Consider the following 18,677-nt stretch of genomic DNA (forward strand, 5'->3'; position numbering starts at 1 on the left):
GTCACCGCGACAGCACCGCCTGGGCGAACACCCCCAGCACGTCCTCGGGCTGGGCGGCGAGGTAGGCCTCGCCGCCGGTGACCCGCGCCATCCGGCGCAGGGCGGCGAGGTCGGCGTCGCCGCTGATCGCGATGCCCACCATGCGCACCGGCCGGTCGGGGTCCTTCAGCTGCTCGAGCTGCTGCAGCAGCTGCTCGAGGCTGATCGAGCCGGGGTCCTCGTTGCGACCGTCGGTCATCAGCACCACGGAGTTGGAGTACTTCGGCCGGTAGTTCTTCAACGCCTCGCGGTAGGCGGCCAGCGCCGTGTCGTAGAGCCCGGTGCCGCCGTCGGTCAGGCTGGACATCTCGTCGGCGCGCTCCCGCAGGGCGTAGCGCTGGGTACGGCCGAAGCGCAGGTCGTCGAGGCGACGGATGGGCTCGAGCTCGCGCCAGTCCTTGCCCGGCCCGCCCTTGTCGATGGAGAAGATCCACAGGCCGACCCGCGCGTGGTCGGGCAGGAACCCCAGCCCGATCCGGGCGGCGTCGGCCAGGAGGTCCATGCGCGACCCGTTGCCGGCGTCGGCGTCCATCGAGCCGGAGGCGTCGACGACGGCGAGCATGGCCGACGGCACGCTGAGCTGGCTCCACGAGAAGACCGCCTCGGCGATCGCCTTGGCCGCGGGCGGTCGAAGGGAGGCCTCGTCGTCCTCGCCCGGTGCGCGGAGTCCTTCGTCGGAGATCAGTGAGCGCCCCACGTCGCCCTCGAGGTGCTCGGCGAGCGCCCGCGCCAGGGCACGCGATCCGGGTGCGGCGTCGGCGGCGACCATGAGGGGGAAGTCGAGGACCGGGGCACCCACGGCCGGGGTCAGATCGCGGAGGTCGGCACGACCGTCCACCGTCTCCAGCTGCTGCTCGGTGGCGACCACCAGCCTCGGCGAGCGGCGCGCGAACATGGCCGGCTGGACGGTGGCGTCCTCGCCCGCCACGGTGCGGGCGCTCTGGGCCTGCGCGAAGGGGACCAGGAGCTGGCGTGCGGCGTCCCGGGTCCGGCCGACCGCCCGGGCCTCGGCCTCCGGAGCGGTCACCGCGAGCGCGCCTACGACGGACGACTCCGGGTTGGGCACGGACACCAGGCCCGACGCCTCGGCGTCGCCCCACGTCGCGAAGCGCTGCGCTGCGTCGCCGCCCACGAGGACCACGGGCGTCCGGGCCAGGCTCTTCACCAGCAGCCTCGGTCGGGTGGCCTGACCGAGGAAGGCCTCGGTGGCCACGAAGTGCGCCTCCGGGATCCAGACGTCCGGCAGCCCACTCCCCAGCGACGCGCCGCGGGCGACCTCCATGCCCGGACGCAGCGCGGGGTCGACCTGCACGCAGTCGGGCGTGACGTCCGCGAGGGCAGCCACCACCACGCTGTACATCTCCGGCGCGACGACGAGGTCGACGCTGCGGAACTCGGCGCACCCGTCGGGCGAGGCGGCGACCCCGTCGTCGTCGCGGGACAGGGCCAGCCACGTCGCGCCCGCGCCGACGGCCAGCCCTGTCATCAGCACCAGGACCACCATCGCGGCGGTCGAGGTCATCGTGGCGCGGCCGGGTCCGCGCTGGTCGTTGCTCTGCATCGGGTTCCCCCAAGATCCCTAAGGTAAAGAAACGCTAGGAGGAGGCCCGGGCAACCCGGTTGTTACTGGCCGGTCATCGTCAGAGTTGGGGAGGACGCCGAGCGGGCGTCAGCCGATCCGGTCGAGCACGATGTCCGTTCCGACGCCGCTCGCGTCGCCACCGATGTCGAAGCCGCCCTCCAGCGAGGCCAGCGCCCGCTCGAAGCGCTCGGGCTCGTCGGTGAGCAGGGTGAACAGCGGCTGCCCCTCGGTGACCTCGTCGCCGGGCCGCGCGTGCCAGACGACGCCGGCACCCGCCTGGACCGGGTCCTCCTTGCGCGCCCGCCCGGCACCGAGGCGCCACGCGGCCATGCCGACCGCCATCGCGTCGAGCCGGGTGAGGGTGCCGCTCGCCGGCGAGGTGACGACGTGGGACTCCTTCGCCTCGGGGAGTGCGGCGTCGGGGTCGCCACCCTGGGCGCGGACCATCGCCTTCCAGGCGTCCATCGCCGAGCCGTCGGCCAGCTTGTCGGCCGGGTCGACGTCGTCGCGGCCGGCGCCGGCGAGCATCTCGCGGGCCAGGGCAAGGGTCAGCTCCACCACGTCGGCCGGACCGCCGCCAGCGAGGACGTCGACGGACTCCTGCACCTCGACCGCGTTGCCCGCGGTCAGCCCGAGCGGGGTGGCCATGTCTGTCAGCAGCGCGACGGTGTGCACCCCCGCGTCGGTGCCGAGCGCCACCATCGTCTCGGCGAGCTCGCGCGCCGAGTCGAGGTCCTTCATGAACGCGCCGCTGCCGACCTTGACGTCCAGCACGAGCGCCCCGGTGCCCTCGGCGATCTTCTTGCTCATGATCGAGCTGGCGATCAGCGGGATCGCCTCGACCGTGCCGGTCACGTCGCGCAGGGCGTACAGCTTCTTGTCGGCCGGGGCGAGGCCGTCGCCGGCGGCGCAGATCACGGCGCCGACGTCCTCGAGGATGCCGAACATCTCCTCGTTGCTCAGCGCCGCGCGCCACCCGGGGATCGACTCGAGCTTGTCGAGCGTGCCACCGGTGTGGCCCAGGCCCCGCCCCGAGAGCTGGGGGACGGCGACGCCGCAGGCAGCGACCAGAGGGGCCAGCGGCAGGGTGATCTTGTCGCCGACGCCGCCGGTGGAGTGCTTGTCGGCCGTCGGGCGCGAGAGGGAGGAGAAGTCCATCCGCTCCCCCGAGGCGATCATCGCGCCGGTCCAGCGCGAGATCTCCCTGCGGTTCATGCCGTTGAGGAGGATCGCCATCGCGAGCGACGACATCTGCTCGTCGGCGACGTCACCGCGCGTGTAGGCGTCGATGACCCAGTCGATCTGGCTGTCGGACAGCTCGTGCTTGTCGCGCTTGGCGAGGATCACCTCGACGGCGTCGTGGGCAGCCACTAGTCGGTTCCTTCCGCTGCTGCGTCGGCCGGGTCGGCCATGTGGGTGAGGTCGTCGGGTCCGAAGGCGTCGGGCAGCACCTCGGACATGGGCCTGACCCCCGAGACGGTCCAGACCAGCAGGTCACGACCACCGTGCTCGAACAGGAGCTGTCGGCACCGGCCGCACGGCATGATGATCTCACCTCCGCCGTTGACGCAGACGAAGTGCGTCAGCCGACCGCCGCCGGTGGCGTGCAGGTGGGACACCAGGCCGCACTCGGCGCACAGCACGACGCCGTACGCCGCATTCTCGACGTTGCACCCGATCACGACCCGGCCGTCGTCGGCCCGCGCGGCCGCGCCGACCTTGTAGTGGGAGTAGGGGGCGTAGGCCCGCTGCATCACCTCGGTGGCCGCCGCCCTCAGCTCGTCCCAGCCCTGTTGGTCCAACGTGTCGTGCACGGCGTCCTCCACCTTCTCCTCCGGCTCTGAACCTCCACCGTCCCCTGCAAGCGGCCACTATGGCGCATACCGGGAGCCAGCGGTCTTTGGCAGGTTCCGCCGAAAGTCGTCCGGCGACTTTTATGTCTCAAACGCATTTCAGAAGTTCCGAACCTCGTGACGGGGTGCGCCACGGGAGGCATCATGCTCCCGGAAAGCTGACCCCAGTCCGGGGTGACGAACTTGGAGGCATTTGTGTTGAAGACGAGGAAGGTCGTCTCGAGCGGCCTCGTGGCGCTGCTCGCCGCCGCGACCCTGGCTGCGTGTGGTGACGCGCCCGAGGAAGACACCACCGGGACCGAGAGCAGCGGGGAGGCCGCCAGCGACTTCCTGCCGTGCATCGTCTCCGACGCGGGCGGGTTCGACGACAAGTCGTTCAACCAGCTCGGCTTCGAGGGCGCCACGCAGGCGGCCGACGAGCTCGGCGTCGAGCTGAAGGCCGTCGAGTCGAACAGCGAGAACGACTACGGCCCCAACCTGGAGAGCCTGGTCGGCGAGGGCTGCGACGTCATCGTGACCGTCGGCTTCGCCCTGGCGGCGGCCACCAAGGAGTCGGCCGCGGCCAACCCCGACATCGAGTACGTCCTGATCGACGACTCCGCCGACGGCGGCGAGGACGGCGAGACGTTCGACGGCAAGGCCGACGAGGAGAACATCAAGCCGCTGCTCTACAACACCGCCGAGGCCGCGTTCCTCGCCGGCTACGCCGCTGCCGACTACACCAAGACCGGCAAGGTCGGCACCTACGGCGGCATGCCCTTCCCGACCGTCACCATCTTCATGGACGGCTTCAAGCAGGGTGCGGAGTACTACGCCAAGGAGAAGAAGAAGGACGTCGAGGTCGTCGGCTGGGACGGCGAGAACGGTTCCTTCACCGGTGGCTTCGAGGCCAACGAGGCCGCGACCAGCACCGCCAAGCAGATCCTCGACCAGGACGTCGACGTGATCCTCCCGGTCGGTGGCCCGATCTACCAGGGCGCGATCACCGCGATCGAGGACTCCGGCAACGACGTCGCGATGGTGGGCGTCGACGCCGACCTCTTCGAGACCGACCCGACCACTCAGGACTACGTCATGACCTCGATCCTCAAGGGCATGAAGGTCTCGACCTACGAGGCCGTCCTGGCCGCGGGCAACGACGAGTTCGACTTCGAGCCCTACATCGGCACCCTCGAGAACGACGGCGTCGGCATCGCGCCGTTCCACAACTTCGAGGACAAGGTCAGCCCCGAGCTGGCCGGTGAGCTCGACGAGGTGAGGGCCGGCATCATCGACGGCTCCATCACGGTCGAGTCCTACCTGGGCTGATCACCAGCACGCTCCACGACGGAGGGAGGCCGACGGTTTTCGTCGGCCTCCCTTCTCCGTGTCGAGGCCTCCCCGGCCGACCCCGTACCAGACCCCCGGTCCAGACCTCCGGACCGTCCCGACCCCTAGGATGCGATGCCATGAGACTCGTCCTGCGAGGCATCACCAAACGCTTCGGCAGCGTGGTGGCCAACGACTCGATCTCCCTCACGGTGGAGCCCGGTGAGATCCACTGCCTCCTCGGCGAGAACGGTGCCGGCAAGTCGACGCTGATGAACGTGCTCTACGGCCTCTACAAGGCCGACGAGGGCGAGATCGAGCTCGACGGCGAGGTCCAGCACTTCACCGGCCCCGGCGACGCGATGGCGGCCGGCATCGGCATGGTCCACCAGCACTTCATGCTCATCCCCGTCTTCACCGTGGCGGAGAACGTCATGCTGGGCAACGAGACCACCGGCTTCGGCGGCACGCTCGACCTCGACGAGGCCGGCAAGCGGGTCACCGAGATCTCCGAGCGCTTCGGCTTCCACGTCAACCCGGACGCCCTGGTCGAGGACCTCCCGGTCGGCGTGCAGCAGCGCGTGGAGATCATCAAGGCCCTCTCCCGCGACGCCGAGCTGCTCGTCTTCGACGAGCCCACCGCGGTGCTCACCCCGCAGGAGACCGACGAGCTGATGGACATCATGCGTCAGCTCAAGGAGGCCGGGAAGGCCATCGTCTTCATCACCCACAAGCTCCGCGAGGTCCGCGAGGTCGCCGACCGGATCACCGTCATCCGCCACGGCAAGGTCGTCGGCGAGGCCGAGCCCACCGCCAGCAACGCCGAGCTCGCCTCCATGATGGTCGGCCGCCCGGTCGAGCTGGTCGTCCACAAGGACGAGCCCCAGCTCGGCGGCGAAGCCCTCGTGGTGAAGGACCTGCGCGTCACCGACCTGGCCGGCCACACGCAGGTCGACGGCCTGAGCTTCACGATCCGCGCCGGCGAGGTCCTCTGCGTGGCAGGCGTGCAGGGCAACGGCCAGACCGAGCTCACCGAGGCCATTCTGGGCCTGCAGGACGACGTCAGCGGCTCGATCGTGCTCGACGGCCTCGAGCTGGTCGGTCGCACGACGCGCCAGGTGCTCGACGCCGGTGTGGGCTTCATCCCCGAGGACCGGCAGGTCGACGGCCTGGTGCCCGGCTTCACCATCGCCGAGAACCTCATGCTCAACCGCAGCTTCAAGTCCCCCTTCGTCCGGAACGGCTCGCTGCGTCTCGGCGCCCTGCGCGAGTTCGCCCAGAAGAAGCTGACGGAGTACGACGTCCGCGCCCGCGACATCGACTCGCTCGCCGGGAACCTCTCCGGCGGCAACCAGCAGAAGGTCGTCGTGGCCCGCGAGCTCTCGCGCGACCTGCGACTGCTCGTCGCCGCCCAGCCCACCCGCGGTGTGGACGTCGGGTCGATCGAGTTCATCCACAAGCAGATCGTCGCGACCCGCGACAGCGGCATCCCGGTCCTGGTGGTCTCCACCGAGCTCGACGAGGTGGTCGCGCTCGCCGACCGCATCATGGTGCTCTACCGCGGCAAGGTCGTCGGCATCGTCCCGGCCGACACCCCCCGCGAGACCCTCGGCCTCATGATGACCGGCGAACGCCCGAAGGACCTGAAGGACGTGCCCGCATGAACACCCCACGAAACTGCTCGCTTCGCTCGCACTTCCGAGGGGACCCCGCGTGAGTGACACCCCCAAGCCCCAGCCCGAGAAGCCCGACGCGCCGGTGACGGACGACGAGGCGGCCCGCGGCACGACGACCACGGACCCGGCGGCCGAGACGCCCGAGGCCGACGCCCACGACGCACGGGGCGACCGGTCACGGTCGCTGCTGCGCGAGATCGCGTCCGGCGACGCCCTGGCCGGCGTGCTGGCCGTGCTCCTCGCGGTCTTCGTCGGCTCCGTGATGATCGCCGCGACCGACGACACGGTGCGCGAGACCGCCGGCTACATCGGCGCCCGCCCCTCCGACTTCTTCACCGCCGTGTGGGAGGCCGTCTCCGGCGCCTACAGCGCGATGTTCCGCGGCGCCATCTTCAACTACAACCTCACCGAGCCGGCCCAGCAGTGGCGCCCGTTGACCGAGACCTTCAAGTTCGCCGGCCCGCTGATCCTCGGCGGCCTCGGCGTCGGCCTCGCCTTCCGGGCGGGACTGTTCAACATCGGTGGCCGCGGCCAGATGCTCATCGCCGGTGGCGCGGCCGGCTGGGTCGGCTTCCAGCTCGACCTGCCGCTCGTCATCCACCTGCCGCTCGCGATCCTCGTCGGCATGGTGTTCGGCGCACTGTGGGGCGGCATCGCGGGTGTGCTGAAGGCGCGCACCGGCGCGCACGAGGTGATCGTCACGATCATGCTCAACTACGTCGCCTACTACCTGCTCTTCTGGGCCCTCACCAAGGAGTGGCTGCTCAAGACACCCGGCTCGGTCAACCCGAAGTCGCCGCCGATGAAGGACTCGGCGACGTTGCCCAAGGTGCTGGGCGACCAGTTCAACCTCCACCTCGGCTTCGTGATCGCGCTCGTCGCCGTCGCTGTCGCTTGGTGGTTGCTCAACCGCTCCACCCTCGGCTACCGCGTCCGCGCCGTCGGTGAGAACCCGCACGCGGCGCGCGCCTCCGGCATCAACGTCGGCAAGACCTACGTCGTCGTGATGATGATCTCCGGCGCCCTGCTCGGCCTCGCCGGCATCAACCAGGTGCTCGGCACGGTGTCCAGCGGCGTCTCGCTCGACCTCGACGCGGCGATCGGCTTCGACGCCATCACCGTGGCGCTGCTCGGCCGCTCCCGCCCGCTCGGGATCCTGGCCGCCGGGCTCCTGTTCGGCGCGTTCAAGGCCGGTGGCTTCACCATGCAGACCTCCGAGAACATCTCGGTCGACCTGGTGCTCGTGGTGCAGTCGCTGATCGTCCTCTTCCTCGCCGCCCCTCCCCTGGTGCGCGCGATCTTCCGGCTCCCCGCCCAGGAGGCCAAGTGAGCACCGTGACCGCCCAGCCGACCCCCGAGAGCGGCGGCCTGGCCCCCGACACCGTCGTGACACCCACCCGCGGCTCGGGCGCGCGCAAGCTCCCGGTCGTGCTCGGCGTGCTGACCCTGCTCCTCGCCGGAGTCCTGCTCCGCTCCAGCCCGTCGGGCGACACGACGTTCCAGCTGTCGGCCGCGACCGACTTCGTCACCCTGCCCGACATCGTGGTGCCGTCCGGCCCCACCGCCTGGCTGATGGTGGTGATCTGCCTCGGGCTCACTGCGGAGGCCGTACGCCGCATGCTCACCCGCGTGCGCCAGCCGATGTGGATCCCGATCACCTTCGCGATCGTCTGGATGATCGGCTTCCTCAGCTGGGCCGCCGCGGGCGACCGGATCCGGCTCGTCAGCCTGCTCGGCGGCGCCGTCGCCCTCGCGATCCCGCTCGTCTTCGGCGCGCTGGGCGGCGTGCTCGGTGAGCGCGCCGGCGTGGTGAACATCGCTATCGAGGGTCAGCTCCTCCTCGGCGCGTTCGCCGCTGCCGTCACCGCCTCGATGACCGGCTCGGCGTGGGCCGGCGTGGCGGCTGCCGCGGTGGCCGGCGCGCTCGTCGCGCTGATCCTCGGCCTGTTCGCCATCACCTACTTCGTCGACCAGGTCATCGTCGGCGTCGTCCTCAACGTGCTCGTGGTCGGCCTGACGAACTTCCTGTTCCGCCAGGTGCTCACGCCCAACGCCGAGTCGCTCAACTCCCCCGAGCGCCTGCGCGCGGTCCCGATCCCGATCCTCGGCGACATCCCGCTGATCGGCCCGATCTTCTTCCGCCAGACCCCGCTCGTCTACCTGCTCTACGTCGTCGTCGCGGTCGTGGCCTACGCGCTCTACCGCACGCGCTGGGGCCTGCGCCTCCGCGCGGTGGGCGAGCACCCGAAGGCCGCCGACACCGTCGGCATCAAGGTCAACCGCACCCGCTACCGCACGATCCTGCTCGCTGGTGCGATCGCGGGCCTCGGCGGCGCCTACTTCAGCCTCGTCTCGGTCGCCGGCTTCAACCGCGAGATGACCGGAGGCGCCGGCTACATCGCGCTGGCCGCCGTCATCTTCGGCAAGTGGGACCCGATCCGCGCAACGCTGGCGGCCCTGCTCTTCGGCTTCGCGACGAACCTGCAGGGGGTGCTCTCGGCCATCGGCTCCCCCGTGCCGAGCCAGTTCATGCTGATGCTCCCCTACCTCGTCACCATCTTCGCGGTGGCGGGCCTGGTGGGCCGCTCGCGGCCGCCGGCCGCGGACGGCGTCCCCTACCGACAGCAGTAGGTCCGGCTGGTCGGGGCCCGACGGCGTGCGCCGGGCCCCGACCAGCTCATCCGGCGACGCGCGCGGAGTCCTCGACGAACCGCGGCTGGCAGGCGAACCAGCCGGCGAGCACCCCCGGGACGGCAGTGACGGCGAGCACGACGAGTGGCGTCGTCCACGAGCCCGTCGCCTCGCGGAGCAGGCCGAGGCCGATCGGCCCCAGGCAGGCCAGCCCGTAGCCGATGCCCTGGACGAAGCCCGACACGGTCGAGGCCGACTGCGGGGTCCGCGTCCGGTGGTTGATGAGCGTCATGCAGAGCGGGAACGTGCTCACGCCGATGCCCAGCGCGCACACCCACAACACGGTGCCGTCGAGCGGCGAGACGGCCAGGCCGAGGTAGCCGAGGACCAGGACGATCGAGCACCCCACGACGACGACGAACGGGTTCCGCATCCGCGTCGCGACCTGCGGGACCACCAGGGCGGCGAGCACTCCCCAGGCCGAGTAGAGGCCGACCATCGTCCCGCCGAGCGACGCACTGCCACCGGCGTCGGTGAGCACCGCCGGCACCCACGTGATGATGCTGTAGTTGGACAGCGACATCATCGCGAAGAGGACCACCAGCCCCCAGACCGTCGACGACCGACCGACCCTGAGCCGGTCGGTGGGCGCCGCGGTGACGGCCGGCACGTGGTGGTCGGCGGGCAGCTTCACCGCGAGCACGCACCACACCACCGCAGCCACCGCGGCCGGGACCGCCCAGATCCCCACCGATACCCGCCAGCCCGCTGCCTCGGCGACCGGCACGGCCAGGAGGGGCGCCACGAACTGACCGGTCTGCATCAGCAACAGGTACGACGAGGTCCACAGGGCGATGCGATCGGCGAACCACGCCTTGATGAGCGGCACGAGCACGACGTTGGCGGCGCCGATGCCCGCCAGCGCCAGGACGGTCGACGCGACGAGCGCCGCGGGCGTCGGGGAGAGCGCCCGCAGCACGAGCGCGAGTGCCGAGAGGGCGAGGGCAGCGGTGGCGGTGCGCTCGAGTCCGTACCTCCTCGTCACGACCGGGGCCAGGAAGCCGAAGACGGCGAACGTCGCCGCCGGCACCGTGCCCAGCAGGCCGGCGAGGGCCAGCCCGAAGCCGAGGTCCGAGCCGATGGTCTCCAGCAACGGCGTGAAGCCCGTCACCGCGGTCCGCAGGTTCAGCGCCGTCAGGGCGATCGCCAGCCCGGCCCACAGCGCGAGGCGCGCGCGGGTGGCCGGTCCTGACGGGGTGGGCGTGGGTGCGGTGGCGGCGGGGATGGTCAACACTTGCTCCGAGGTCGCGACGAATGATGGGATCATGGGATGAATCACGGTGAGTCTGGCACACCCCCTCCGGTGCGTCGAGTGGGGCTGATCGACCAGGTCGCCGCGCGGTTCCAGGAGGAGATCGCCTCCGGTCGGTGGCCGGTCGGCGAGCGGATTCCCGTCGAGGCCGACCTCGTGGCGGCGTTCGGAGTCGGGCGGAACACCGTCCGCGAGGCGTTGCAGTCGCTCGTCCACGCCGGTCTCCTCAGCCGGGAGCAGGGCCGCGGCACGTTCGTGATCTCGACCTCCGAGCTCAGCGGGTCGCTCGCCCGGCAGCTGGCCGGCGGCAGCAGGCACCACTACCTCGAGCTGCGCCTGGCGCTCGACAGCACCGCGGCCTCGCTCGCGGCGCTGCGCCGCACGGACGCCGACATCGAGCTGCTCCGCGACCTGAGGGCCCGGCGCGAGGAGAGCTGGTCGTCGGACGACCCCGACGTCAGGGCGGGTGCGGACCTCGCGCTGCACCGCGCGATCGTGGCGGCGACGCACAACCCCCTCTACCTGCAGCTCTACGCCAGCATGACGGACGTCTTCGCGAGCCACATGCGCCACGAGGAGTCGGGGGACGACGACGCGGCGCACCGCCACCACCACGACCTCGTCGAGGCGGTCGCCGAGGGGGACCCGGACCGTGCGTCCGCCCTCGTCCGGTCGATCTTCGACCCCTTCATGCGCTGACGCGGCAGGCCGCGTGCGGGGACCGGCCCCGTGCGTTCGGGGTCACCCGATCGGGGTACGGTGCCCTGCACCCGATGGACACTCGGAGGTTCTGATGGTTCCCCACGACAGCGGTCTCGCCCCGGCCGCGGGAGAGACCCTCGGGGACGGCGCCCGGGCCCAGAGCGGCGAGCGCTACGCCTCGATGTTCACCCACCACCCCCATGCCGCCTACTCGGTGGACACGCGCGGCTACTTCACCGACGCCAACGACCGGGCGCTGGACATGACCGGGCTGAGCCTCGAGGAGATGCGGCAGACCCACTTCGGACAGGTCATCCACCCCGACGACCTGCACCTGATCCAGGACGGCTTCGACCGGGCCATGGCGGGTGATCCGCAGGTGGTCGAGGCACGAGTCGTGCGCGTCGACGGCGGGGTCGTCGACATCCGCTGCACGGCGATCCCGGTGATCGTCGCCGACGAGGTCGTCGGCGTGCACGGGGTGAGCGAGGACGTCACCGACGCCAAGCGGGTCCTGCGCGAGCTCGAGGAGGCCAACGCCGCCAAGACGCTGTTCCTGGCCACGGTGAGCCACGAGGTCCGTACGCCGCTCGCCGCGCTCCTGGGGGCGTCCGAGCTGCTGATCGACACCGACCTGCCGCCCGAGCCCGAGCACTTCGCGCGGATCGTGCACCGCTCCGGCGAGCGCCTCCTGCACCTGGTGCAGGAGATCCTGGAGTTCTCCGGGCTCGAGGCGCGCCAGACCGTGCTGCGGCGGGCGCCCGTCGACGTACGCGCGATCGTCGACGACGTGGCGTCGTGGGCGGTCCCCCTCGCCGAGTCGCAGGGCCTCACATTCACCCTGACCGTCGACGAGGGAGTCCCGGCGACCGGCCTCGGCGACGCGCGGCGGATCACCCAGGTCGTCACCAACCTCGTCCAGAACGCCATCGCCTACACCGAGCAGGGCTCGGTCGACGTGCGCGTCAGCGGTCGACCGTGCTCGGCGGACGGCCCGGGCGTCGGCAGCTGGGTGGACTTCCGGGTCCGCGACACCGGGATCGGGATCGCGGACGACGACCTCAGCACGCTCTTCGACCCGTTCGTCCAGGCCGACCCGCAGTCCGCCGGCGACCGCCTCGGGGTCGGTCTCGGCCTGGCGATCTGCCGCGAGCTGGTCGACCTGATGAGCGGTCACCTCGGCGTCGGGTCCACCCTCGGTGAGGGCAGCACCTTCACCTTCGGCCTCCCGCTGCCGCCCGCCTGAGGCGTCAGTCGCTGAGCGCCGTCACCGCGGCCTCGGCGAGCACGCGGGCGGCGATGCCGGTGGCTGCCTCGTCGATGCGGAGGTTGCCCTGGTGCAGGTCGTACGTCGGTCCGCCCGGCGTGCGGGTGCCGAGGCGGGCCATGGCCCCGCGGACGGAGTCGAGGTACCACCCGAAGTCCTCGCCACCCAGGCTCTGCGCGGTGGAGACGTGGCCGTGCGGGCCGAGGACGTTCTCGACCGCGGTGCCGAGCAGGCGGGTGGACTCCTCGTGGTTGACGACCGGCGGCACGCCACGCTGGTAGGTCACCTCGGCGGTCACGCTGTAGGGCGCCACGATGGAGGTGATCAGCTGGCGGATCAGGTGCTCGGCGTCGGCCCAGGCGACGGCGTCGAGCATCCGGACCGTGCCGGCCACCACGCCGCCGTGCGGGATCACGTTGTGGGCGGAGCCCGCGCGCACCATGCCCCAGACAACGCTGACCCCCGCACGAGGGTCGAGGCGGCGGCTCAGGATCGCCGGGAGCTCGGTGATGACCTTGCCCAGGGCGAAGGTGAGGTCCTCGGTGAGGTGCGGCCGCGAGGTGTGGCCGCCCTTGCCGATCAGCCGCACGGTGAGCGCGTCAGCGGCACCGGTGAGCGGCCCCTCACGCAGGCCGAGTCGGCCGACGTCGAGGCTCGGGTCGCAGTGCAGGCCGAAGACGTGGGAGACGCCCTCGAGCGCACCGGCGGAGATCAGCTGCAGCGCCCCACCGGGCATCACCTCCTCGGCGGGCTGGAACAGCAGTCGTACGCGCCCGGGCAGCAGGCCGCGGGCGGCGACCTCCGCCAGCGCGAGCCCTGCCCCGACGAGCCCGGCCGTGTGGACGTCGTGGCCGCAGGCGTGGGCGACCCCCGGGGTGGTGCTCCGCCACGGGTCGGAGATGAGGTCGTCCACCGGCAGCGCGTCGAGGTCGGCGCGCAGCGCGACCAGCCGGCCGCTGTGGCCGATCTCGGCGAGGACCCCGCCGCCCTCGGGCCGCCGCACGGTCCAGCCGACACCCTCCAGCGCGGTCACGACCGCCTCGGAGGTGCGCTCCTCGGCCCAGCTCAGCTCGGGGTGGGCGTGGAGGTCGCGGCGGAGGGCGACGAGCTCGTCGGCGTACTTGTCGACGACCTCGGCGATGACGTGGGTGGCGGGGAGTTCGGGTGGCATGACCGGCCCAGTCTACGGGCGGGCCTGCTCCCCCGGGGCTGCTACGCGGCCATCGTAGGCCGCGAGGAGCCGGTCCGCGGCCAATGGCGCCGGCAGCTCACCCGACAGAACGGCACGTCGTACGTCGTCGCGCACCGCGGCGACCCCGGGCGAGGAGCGCAGCCGCTGGTCGAGCTCGTCGCGCACCAGGGCCCAGGTGAACTCGAGCTGCTGCCCCGCGCGCTTGTGGGCCAGGCCGTCGACGCCGAGGTGCTGGCGGTGGGCACCGACGCGTTGCCACACGTCGTCGACCCCGGTCCCGGTCAGCGCGGAGCAGGTCACGACGGGCGGGGCCCACTCGGCGTGGCCGCGGACCATGCGCAGCGCGCCTGCCAGCTCGCGCGCGGCCACGCGCGCGTCGGCCTGGTGCTCGCCGTCGGCCTTGTTGACCGCCACCACGTCGGCGATCTCGAGGATGCCCTTCTTGATGCCCTGGAGCTGGTCGCCGGTGCGGGCGAGGGTGAGGAACAGGAACGTGTCGACCATCCCCGCGACGGTGACCTCCGACTGCCCCACGCCGACCGTCTCGACGAGCACGACGTCGTACGCCGCCGCCTCGAGCACCAGCATCGCCTGGCTGGTCGCGCGGGCGACACCGCCCAGCGTCCCGGCCGAGGGCGAGGGCCGGATGAAGGCGTCCGGGTCGACCGACAGCGTGGCCATGCGGGTCTTGTCGCCGAGCACCGAGCCGCCGGTGCGCACCGACGACGGGTCGACGGCGAGGACGCCGACGCGGTGGCCCGAACCGGTCAGCCGGGTGCCGAGTGCCTCGATGAACGTCGACTTGCCGACGCCGGGGACGCCCGAGATCCCGACGCGGGTCGCCATCGGTCGCACGGTCGCCGCGAGCGCGGTGAGCAGCTCACGCGCGGCCGCCCGGTGCTCGGGACGCGACGACTCCACGAGGGTGATCGCGCGCGCGACCGCGGCGCGGTGCCCTGCCTGCACGCCGGCGACGAGGGCCTCGACGTCGATCGGGCGTGGCATCAGCCGGCGTGCTGTTCCCGCAGGCGCGCGATGAGGTCGAGGGCCGACTCCGCGATGACGGTGCCGGGCAGGAAGACCGCCGCGGCGCCCATCTCGTGGAGCCTCGCCACGTCGTCGGGCGGGATGACGCCGCCGATCACGACCATGATGTCGGGCCGGCCCAGGTCGGCGAGCGCCTGCTTGAGCGCGGGCAGGAGGGTCAGGTGGCCGGCAGCCAGCGAGGAGACGCCGACGATGTGCACGTCCGCGTCGATCGCCTGCTGGGCGACCTCCTCGGGCGTGGAGAACAGCGGCCCCACATCGACGTCGAAGCCCAGGTCGGCGAAGGCGGTGACGACGACCTTCTGGCCGCGGTCGTGGCCGTCCTGGCCCATCTTGGCGACGAGGATGCGCGGGCGGCGGCCCTCCTCGGCCTCGAACTCCTCGGTCGCCTGCAGCACCGCGGCGACGGCACTGCCCTCGGCGGCGCCTGCCTCGTCGCGGTACACGCCGCTGATCGTACGGATCACCGCCTGGTGGCGGCCGTAGACCTTCTCCAGCGCGTCGGAGATCTCCCCGACCGTGGCCTTGGCGCGGGCCGCGTCGACGGCCAGCGCGAGGAGGTTGCCCTCCAGGGAGCCGCCGCCGACCGGGCCGCGCTCGGCCGAGGCCGTCAGCGCGTCCAGGGAGCGGCGTACGGCGTCGTCGTCGCGCTCGGCGCGCAGCCGCTCGAGCTTGGCCACCTGCTGGCGGTAGACGTCGTCGTTGTCGACGCGCAGCACGTCGAGCTTGTCCTCGGCGGCGAGGCGGTAGGTGTTGACGCCGATGACCTTCTGCGCCCCGGAGTCGATGCGCGCCTGGGTGCGGGCGGCCGCCTCCTCGATCCGCATCTTGGGGATGCCCTGCTCGATCGCCGCGGCCATGCCCCCGGCGCGCTCGGCCTCCTGGATGTGGGCCCAGGCGCGCTCGGCGAGGTCGTGGGTGAGCTTCTCGACGTAGTAGGAGCCGGCCCACGGGTCGATGACCTGCGTGGTGCCGCTCTCCTGCTGCAGCAGCAGCTGGGTGTTGCGGGCGATGCGCGCGGAAAAGTCGGTGGGGAGCGCGATCGCCTCGTCGAGGGCGTTGGTGTGCAGCGACTGCGTGTGGCCCTGCGTGGCGGCCATCGCCTCGATGCAGGTGCGGCCCACGTTGTTGAAGACGTCCTGCGCGGTCAGCGACCAGCCCGAGGTCTGGCTGTGGGTGCGCAGCGACCGTGACTTGGGGTTCTGCGGGTCGAAGTCGTCGACCAGCCGCGCCCACAGCGCCCGGGCCGCGCGCATCTTCGCGACCTCCATGAAGAAGTTCATGCCGATCGCCCAGAAGAAGGACAGGCGCGGTGCGAACTGGTCGATCGTCATGCCCGTGTCGAGGCCGGCGCGGATGTACTCCACGCCGTCGGCGAGCGTGTACGCGAGCTCGAGGTCGGCCGTCGCCCCGGCCTCCTGGATGTGGTAGCCGGAGATCGAGATGGAGTTGAAGCGCGGCATCCTCTGCGAGGTGAACGCGAAGATGTCACTGATGATCCGCATGCTCGGTGACGGCGGGTAGATGTAGGTGTTGCGGACCATGAACTCCTTGAGGATGTCGTTCTGGATGGTCCCCGCCAGCTGCTCCGGCTTCACCCCCTGCTCCTCCGCCGCGGCGATGTAGAGCGCGAGCACGGGCAGCACGGCGCCGTTCATCGTCATCGACACCGACATCTCGTCGAGCGGGATGCCGTCGAAGAGCGTGCGGGTGTCGTAGATCGAGTCGATCGCCACGCCCGCCATGCCGACGTCGCCGCGCACCCGTGGGTGGTCGGAGTCGTAGCCGCGGTGGGTGGCGAGGTCGAAGGCGACGCTCAGGCCCTTCTGCCCCGCCGCGAGGTTGCGGCGGTAGAACGCGTTGGACTCCTCCGCGGTGGAGAAGCCGGCGTACTGCCGGATCGTCCACGGCTGGGTCGTGTACATCGTGGGGTAGGGGCCACGCAGGAACGGTGCGAGGCCCGGCCACGTGTCGAGGCCGTCGAGGCCCTCGAGGTGCTCGGGGCCGTAGACCGGCAGGACGTCGATGCCCTCCGGGCTGGCCCACGGCTCGGCGTGGTCGTCGGCCGAGGCGGTGTCCTGAGGAGGCGCGACAGCGCCGTCTCGAAGGGAAGGACGAAGTCCTGTCACGAGACCGGAGGACAGTCCCACCTCGGCGAAGTTCTTCGGGATGCTCATCGGGCGAGCTCCTCTCGGATCCGGCGGAGGAAGCCGAGCGCATCGACTCCCATGGCACACGAGTCGTCGACGTCGGTCACGGTCCGCTCCCCCGGCTTGCCCGCCAGGACGAGGTACGTCGCCCCTGCCGCACGCAGCGCTGCCACGAGCTCGCCGCCCCACTCGGCGTACGCCGCGTCGGTGCCCGCGAGGCACACGACGCGCTCGCCGGACCAGGCGGAGACCACGCCGTCGACGTCGGCGGTCGCGCCGGCCGCCTCCACGGCGACGCCGCCCGCGGCGAACAGGTTGGTGGCGAAGGTCGCCCGCGCGGTGTGTGCCGCGATCGGCCCCATCGTCGCGAGGAAGACCGGCTGCGCGGCAGGCTCGGCCCGCATGTCCTCGTAGGCCCAGCCGTAGCGGTGGACGTAGCGGTGCGGACGGTGCTCGCGCTCGGGCAGCACCTCGGCGAGGTTCGGGAACTCCGAGACGCCGGTGAGCGGTCGGGAACGGTCGGCGACCTGCGCGTCGCGCTCGGCGCGGACCGCCCTGACGCGCTCCTTCACCCCCCGCCGGGCATCGTCCGCGAGGGCACCCCCGTCGGCGTCGATGCGCCCGAGCTCGGCCCAGGCGGCGACGGCGAGGTCGTCGGTCAGCCTCTCCACGGCGTACGCGCCACCGGCGGGGTCGGTGACGGCGGCGACGTGGGACTCCTCGATCAGCAGGGACGAGGTGTTGCGGGCGATCCGGCGGCCGAACGCGTCCGGCACACCGAGCGGCTCGTCGAACGGCACGACCGTCACGGCGTCGGCGCCGCCCACGCCCGCGGCGAAGGCCGCGACGGTGCCGCGCAGCATGTTGACCCACGGGTCGCGCCGGCTGGTCATCGGCCGGCTGGTCACGGCGTGGAGCGCCATCTCGCCCTCGGCTCCGGACGTCTCCAGGACGCGGCCCCACAGCCGCCTGGCCGCACGCAGCTTGGCGATCGTCGCGAACTGCTCGTCCGTGGCGGCGAGCCGGAACTCGACGAGGCGGGCCGCGTGATCGACGGAGAAGCCGGCGTCGGCGAGCAGCCGGAGGTAGGAGACGCCGGTCGCGATCGCCCAGCCGAGCTCCTGCGCGTCGCTCGCGCCCTGGTCGTGCAGCGCGGTGCCGTCCACCACGAGCGCGCGGACACCGAGCTGGAAGGCTCGTCGCGCGAGGGGGGCGAAGATGTCGCGAGCCTGCACCCCGTCCTCGCGAACGCGGTGCGTCAGCATCTCGAGCGTCTGCAGGTCGAAGGAGAGGTTGGTGGCCGGGTGCAGCGCACCCTCCACGCCCTCCAGGAAGGCGGCGAACGCCTCGACCTGCTCGGTCGAGGGACGGTCGAGGACGACGGGCGCCAGGTCGAGCAGCACGCCGTCGAGCAGCGTGGTCCAGTCGTGCCCACGCTCCTCGTCGAGGTGGAGCACGAGCGAGGTGCCACCGTTCTCGAGGTCCTGCAGCACCGCCTCGTTGGCCGCCTTGTCGTCGACCACCTCGACCTGGGTCCGCACGTCCCACGCGCCGCGGCGCACCGGGCGCCCGCTGGTCGTGAGCCCGTCGAGGTCGGAGGGCTGCCCGATCGGTGCGACGTCGATGCCGTCGAGGGTCGCGCGCGTGAGGGCCGCCCAGACGTCGGAGTCGGGCGCGTCGTCGCCGAGGCGGCGGACCTTGCGCAGCACGGCGGCCGTGGCGGCCTCCCACGCCGCGGCGTCGTACGCGTCGTGGTCGCTGACGAGCCGGAGGGAGCCCTCCGCGGGCTGCAGCTCCTCGGGCTCGTCGAGGCCACCGTCGAGGTCACCAGGGAGGCCACCAGGGAGGTCGGTCATGCTGCGCAGGATAGGCCCGCGCAGTGGCGAGGGTCACTGGCGCCGGCTATGGGATAGGTCAC

General features: G+C 71.9%; 14 protein-coding genes. 6 read left to right on the forward strand and 8 right to left on the reverse strand.

Annotated elements, in window-relative coordinates; all coding sequences use genetic code 11:
- Position 1: 1 nt before the first annotated feature.
- The 3 genes from ACFQW6_RS19015 to ACFQW6_RS19025 all read right to left on the reverse strand — a co-directional run bounded on the left by ACFQW6_RS19015 (position 2) and on the right by ACFQW6_RS19025 (position 3,435).
- Positions 2–1,600, reverse strand: a complete 1,599-nt coding sequence (locus ACFQW6_RS19015; protein ID WP_378549090.1) for a VWA domain-containing protein — start codon at positions 1,598–1,600, stop codon at positions 2–4.
- 108 nt (positions 1,601–1,708) lie between these two features.
- Entirely contained in the window at positions 1,709–2,992 is a 1,284-nt protein-coding gene (locus tag ACFQW6_RS19020) for a thymidine phosphorylase (protein ID WP_378549093.1), read from the reverse strand.
- Positions 2,992–3,435: a cytidine deaminase gene (locus ACFQW6_RS19025; protein ID WP_378549096.1), complete on the reverse strand. Its 444-nt coding sequence runs from the start codon at positions 3,433–3,435 to the stop codon at positions 2,992–2,994. The genes ACFQW6_RS19020 and ACFQW6_RS19025 overlap by 1 nt, the downstream gene beginning before the upstream one ends.
- A 234-nt stretch (positions 3,436–3,669) precedes the next feature.
- Here ACFQW6_RS19025 and ACFQW6_RS19030 point away from each other — a divergent pair, with 234 nt between their 5' ends.
- The 4 genes from ACFQW6_RS19030 to ACFQW6_RS19045 all read left to right on the forward strand — a co-directional run bounded on the left by ACFQW6_RS19030 (position 3,670) and on the right by ACFQW6_RS19045 (position 9,089).
- Positions 3,670–4,782, forward strand: a complete 1,113-nt coding sequence (locus ACFQW6_RS19030; RefSeq protein ID WP_378549099.1) for a BMP family protein — start codon at positions 3,670–3,672, stop codon at positions 4,780–4,782.
- A gap of 140 nt (positions 4,783–4,922) precedes the next feature.
- Positions 4,923–6,446, forward strand: coding sequence for an ABC transporter ATP-binding protein (locus ACFQW6_RS19035; RefSeq protein ID WP_378549102.1), 1,524 nt, complete (start codon positions 4,923–4,925; stop codon positions 6,444–6,446).
- A gap of 49 nt (positions 6,447–6,495) precedes the next feature.
- A complete protein-coding gene (locus ACFQW6_RS19040) occupies positions 6,496–7,788 on the forward strand; it encodes an ABC transporter permease (protein ID WP_378549105.1) in 1,293 nt (430 codons plus the stop codon).
- Entirely contained in the window at positions 7,785–9,089 is a 1,305-nt protein-coding gene (locus tag ACFQW6_RS19045; RefSeq protein WP_378549108.1) for an ABC transporter permease, read from the forward strand. Before ACFQW6_RS19040 ends, ACFQW6_RS19045 begins: the two co-directional genes overlap by 4 nt.
- A 46-nt stretch (positions 9,090–9,135) precedes the next feature.
- On the opposite strand, the gene ACFQW6_RS19050 is transcribed toward ACFQW6_RS19045, so the two are convergent.
- Complete coding sequence (locus ACFQW6_RS19050; RefSeq protein WP_378549111.1) at positions 9,136–10,416, reverse strand: CynX/NimT family MFS transporter; 1,281 nt, start codon at positions 10,414–10,416, stop codon at positions 9,136–9,138.
- 45 nt (positions 10,417–10,461) lie between these two features.
- Here ACFQW6_RS19050 and ACFQW6_RS19055 point away from each other — a divergent pair, with 45 nt between their 5' ends.
- Both ACFQW6_RS19055 and ACFQW6_RS19060 read left to right on the forward strand, forming a co-directional pair.
- Entirely contained in the window at positions 10,462–11,100 is a 639-nt protein-coding gene (locus tag ACFQW6_RS19055; RefSeq protein WP_378549113.1) for a FadR/GntR family transcriptional regulator, read from the forward strand.
- Positions 11,101–11,194: 94 nt separating this feature from the next.
- On the forward strand, positions 11,195–12,349 hold the full coding sequence (locus ACFQW6_RS19060) for a sensor histidine kinase (protein ID WP_378549116.1): 1,155 nt from the start codon (positions 11,195–11,197) through the stop codon (positions 12,347–12,349).
- 4 nt (positions 12,350–12,353) lie between these two features.
- Here the strand turns inward: ACFQW6_RS19060 and ACFQW6_RS19065 are convergent, their stop codons facing one another.
- Genes ACFQW6_RS19065 through ACFQW6_RS19080 form a run of 4 tightly spaced genes read right to left on the reverse strand, consistent with a single transcriptional unit; the run spans position 12,354 to position 18,615 of the window.
- Positions 12,354–13,541 carry an amidohydrolase gene (locus tag ACFQW6_RS19065; protein WP_378549118.1) on the reverse strand — a complete coding sequence of 396 codons (1,188 nt, stop codon included), beginning with the start codon at positions 13,539–13,541 and terminating at the stop codon, positions 12,354–12,356.
- Positions 13,542–13,553: 12 nt separating this feature from the next.
- On the reverse strand, positions 13,554–14,567 hold the full coding sequence (gene meaB / locus ACFQW6_RS19070; RefSeq protein ID WP_378549121.1) for a methylmalonyl Co-A mutase-associated GTPase MeaB: 1,014 nt from the start codon (positions 14,565–14,567) through the stop codon (positions 13,554–13,556).
- Positions 14,567–16,786 carry a methylmalonyl-CoA mutase gene (gene scpA, locus ACFQW6_RS19075; RefSeq protein ID WP_378549124.1) on the reverse strand — a complete coding sequence of 740 codons (2,220 nt, stop codon included), beginning with the start codon at positions 16,784–16,786 and terminating at the stop codon, positions 14,567–14,569. Before scpA ends, meaB begins: the two co-directional genes overlap by 1 nt.
- Positions 16,783–18,615 carry a methylmalonyl-CoA mutase family protein gene (locus tag ACFQW6_RS19080; protein ID WP_378549127.1) on the reverse strand — a complete coding sequence of 611 codons (1,833 nt, stop codon included), beginning with the start codon at positions 18,613–18,615 and terminating at the stop codon, positions 16,783–16,785. The genes scpA and ACFQW6_RS19080 overlap by 4 nt, the downstream gene beginning before the upstream one ends.
- Positions 18,616–18,677: the final 62 nt, after the last annotated feature.

It is taken from the genome of Nocardioides sp. GCM10028917, from assembly GCF_042666175.1.
Taxonomy (GTDB): domain Bacteria; phylum Actinomycetota; class Actinomycetes; order Propionibacteriales; family Nocardioidaceae; genus Nocardioides.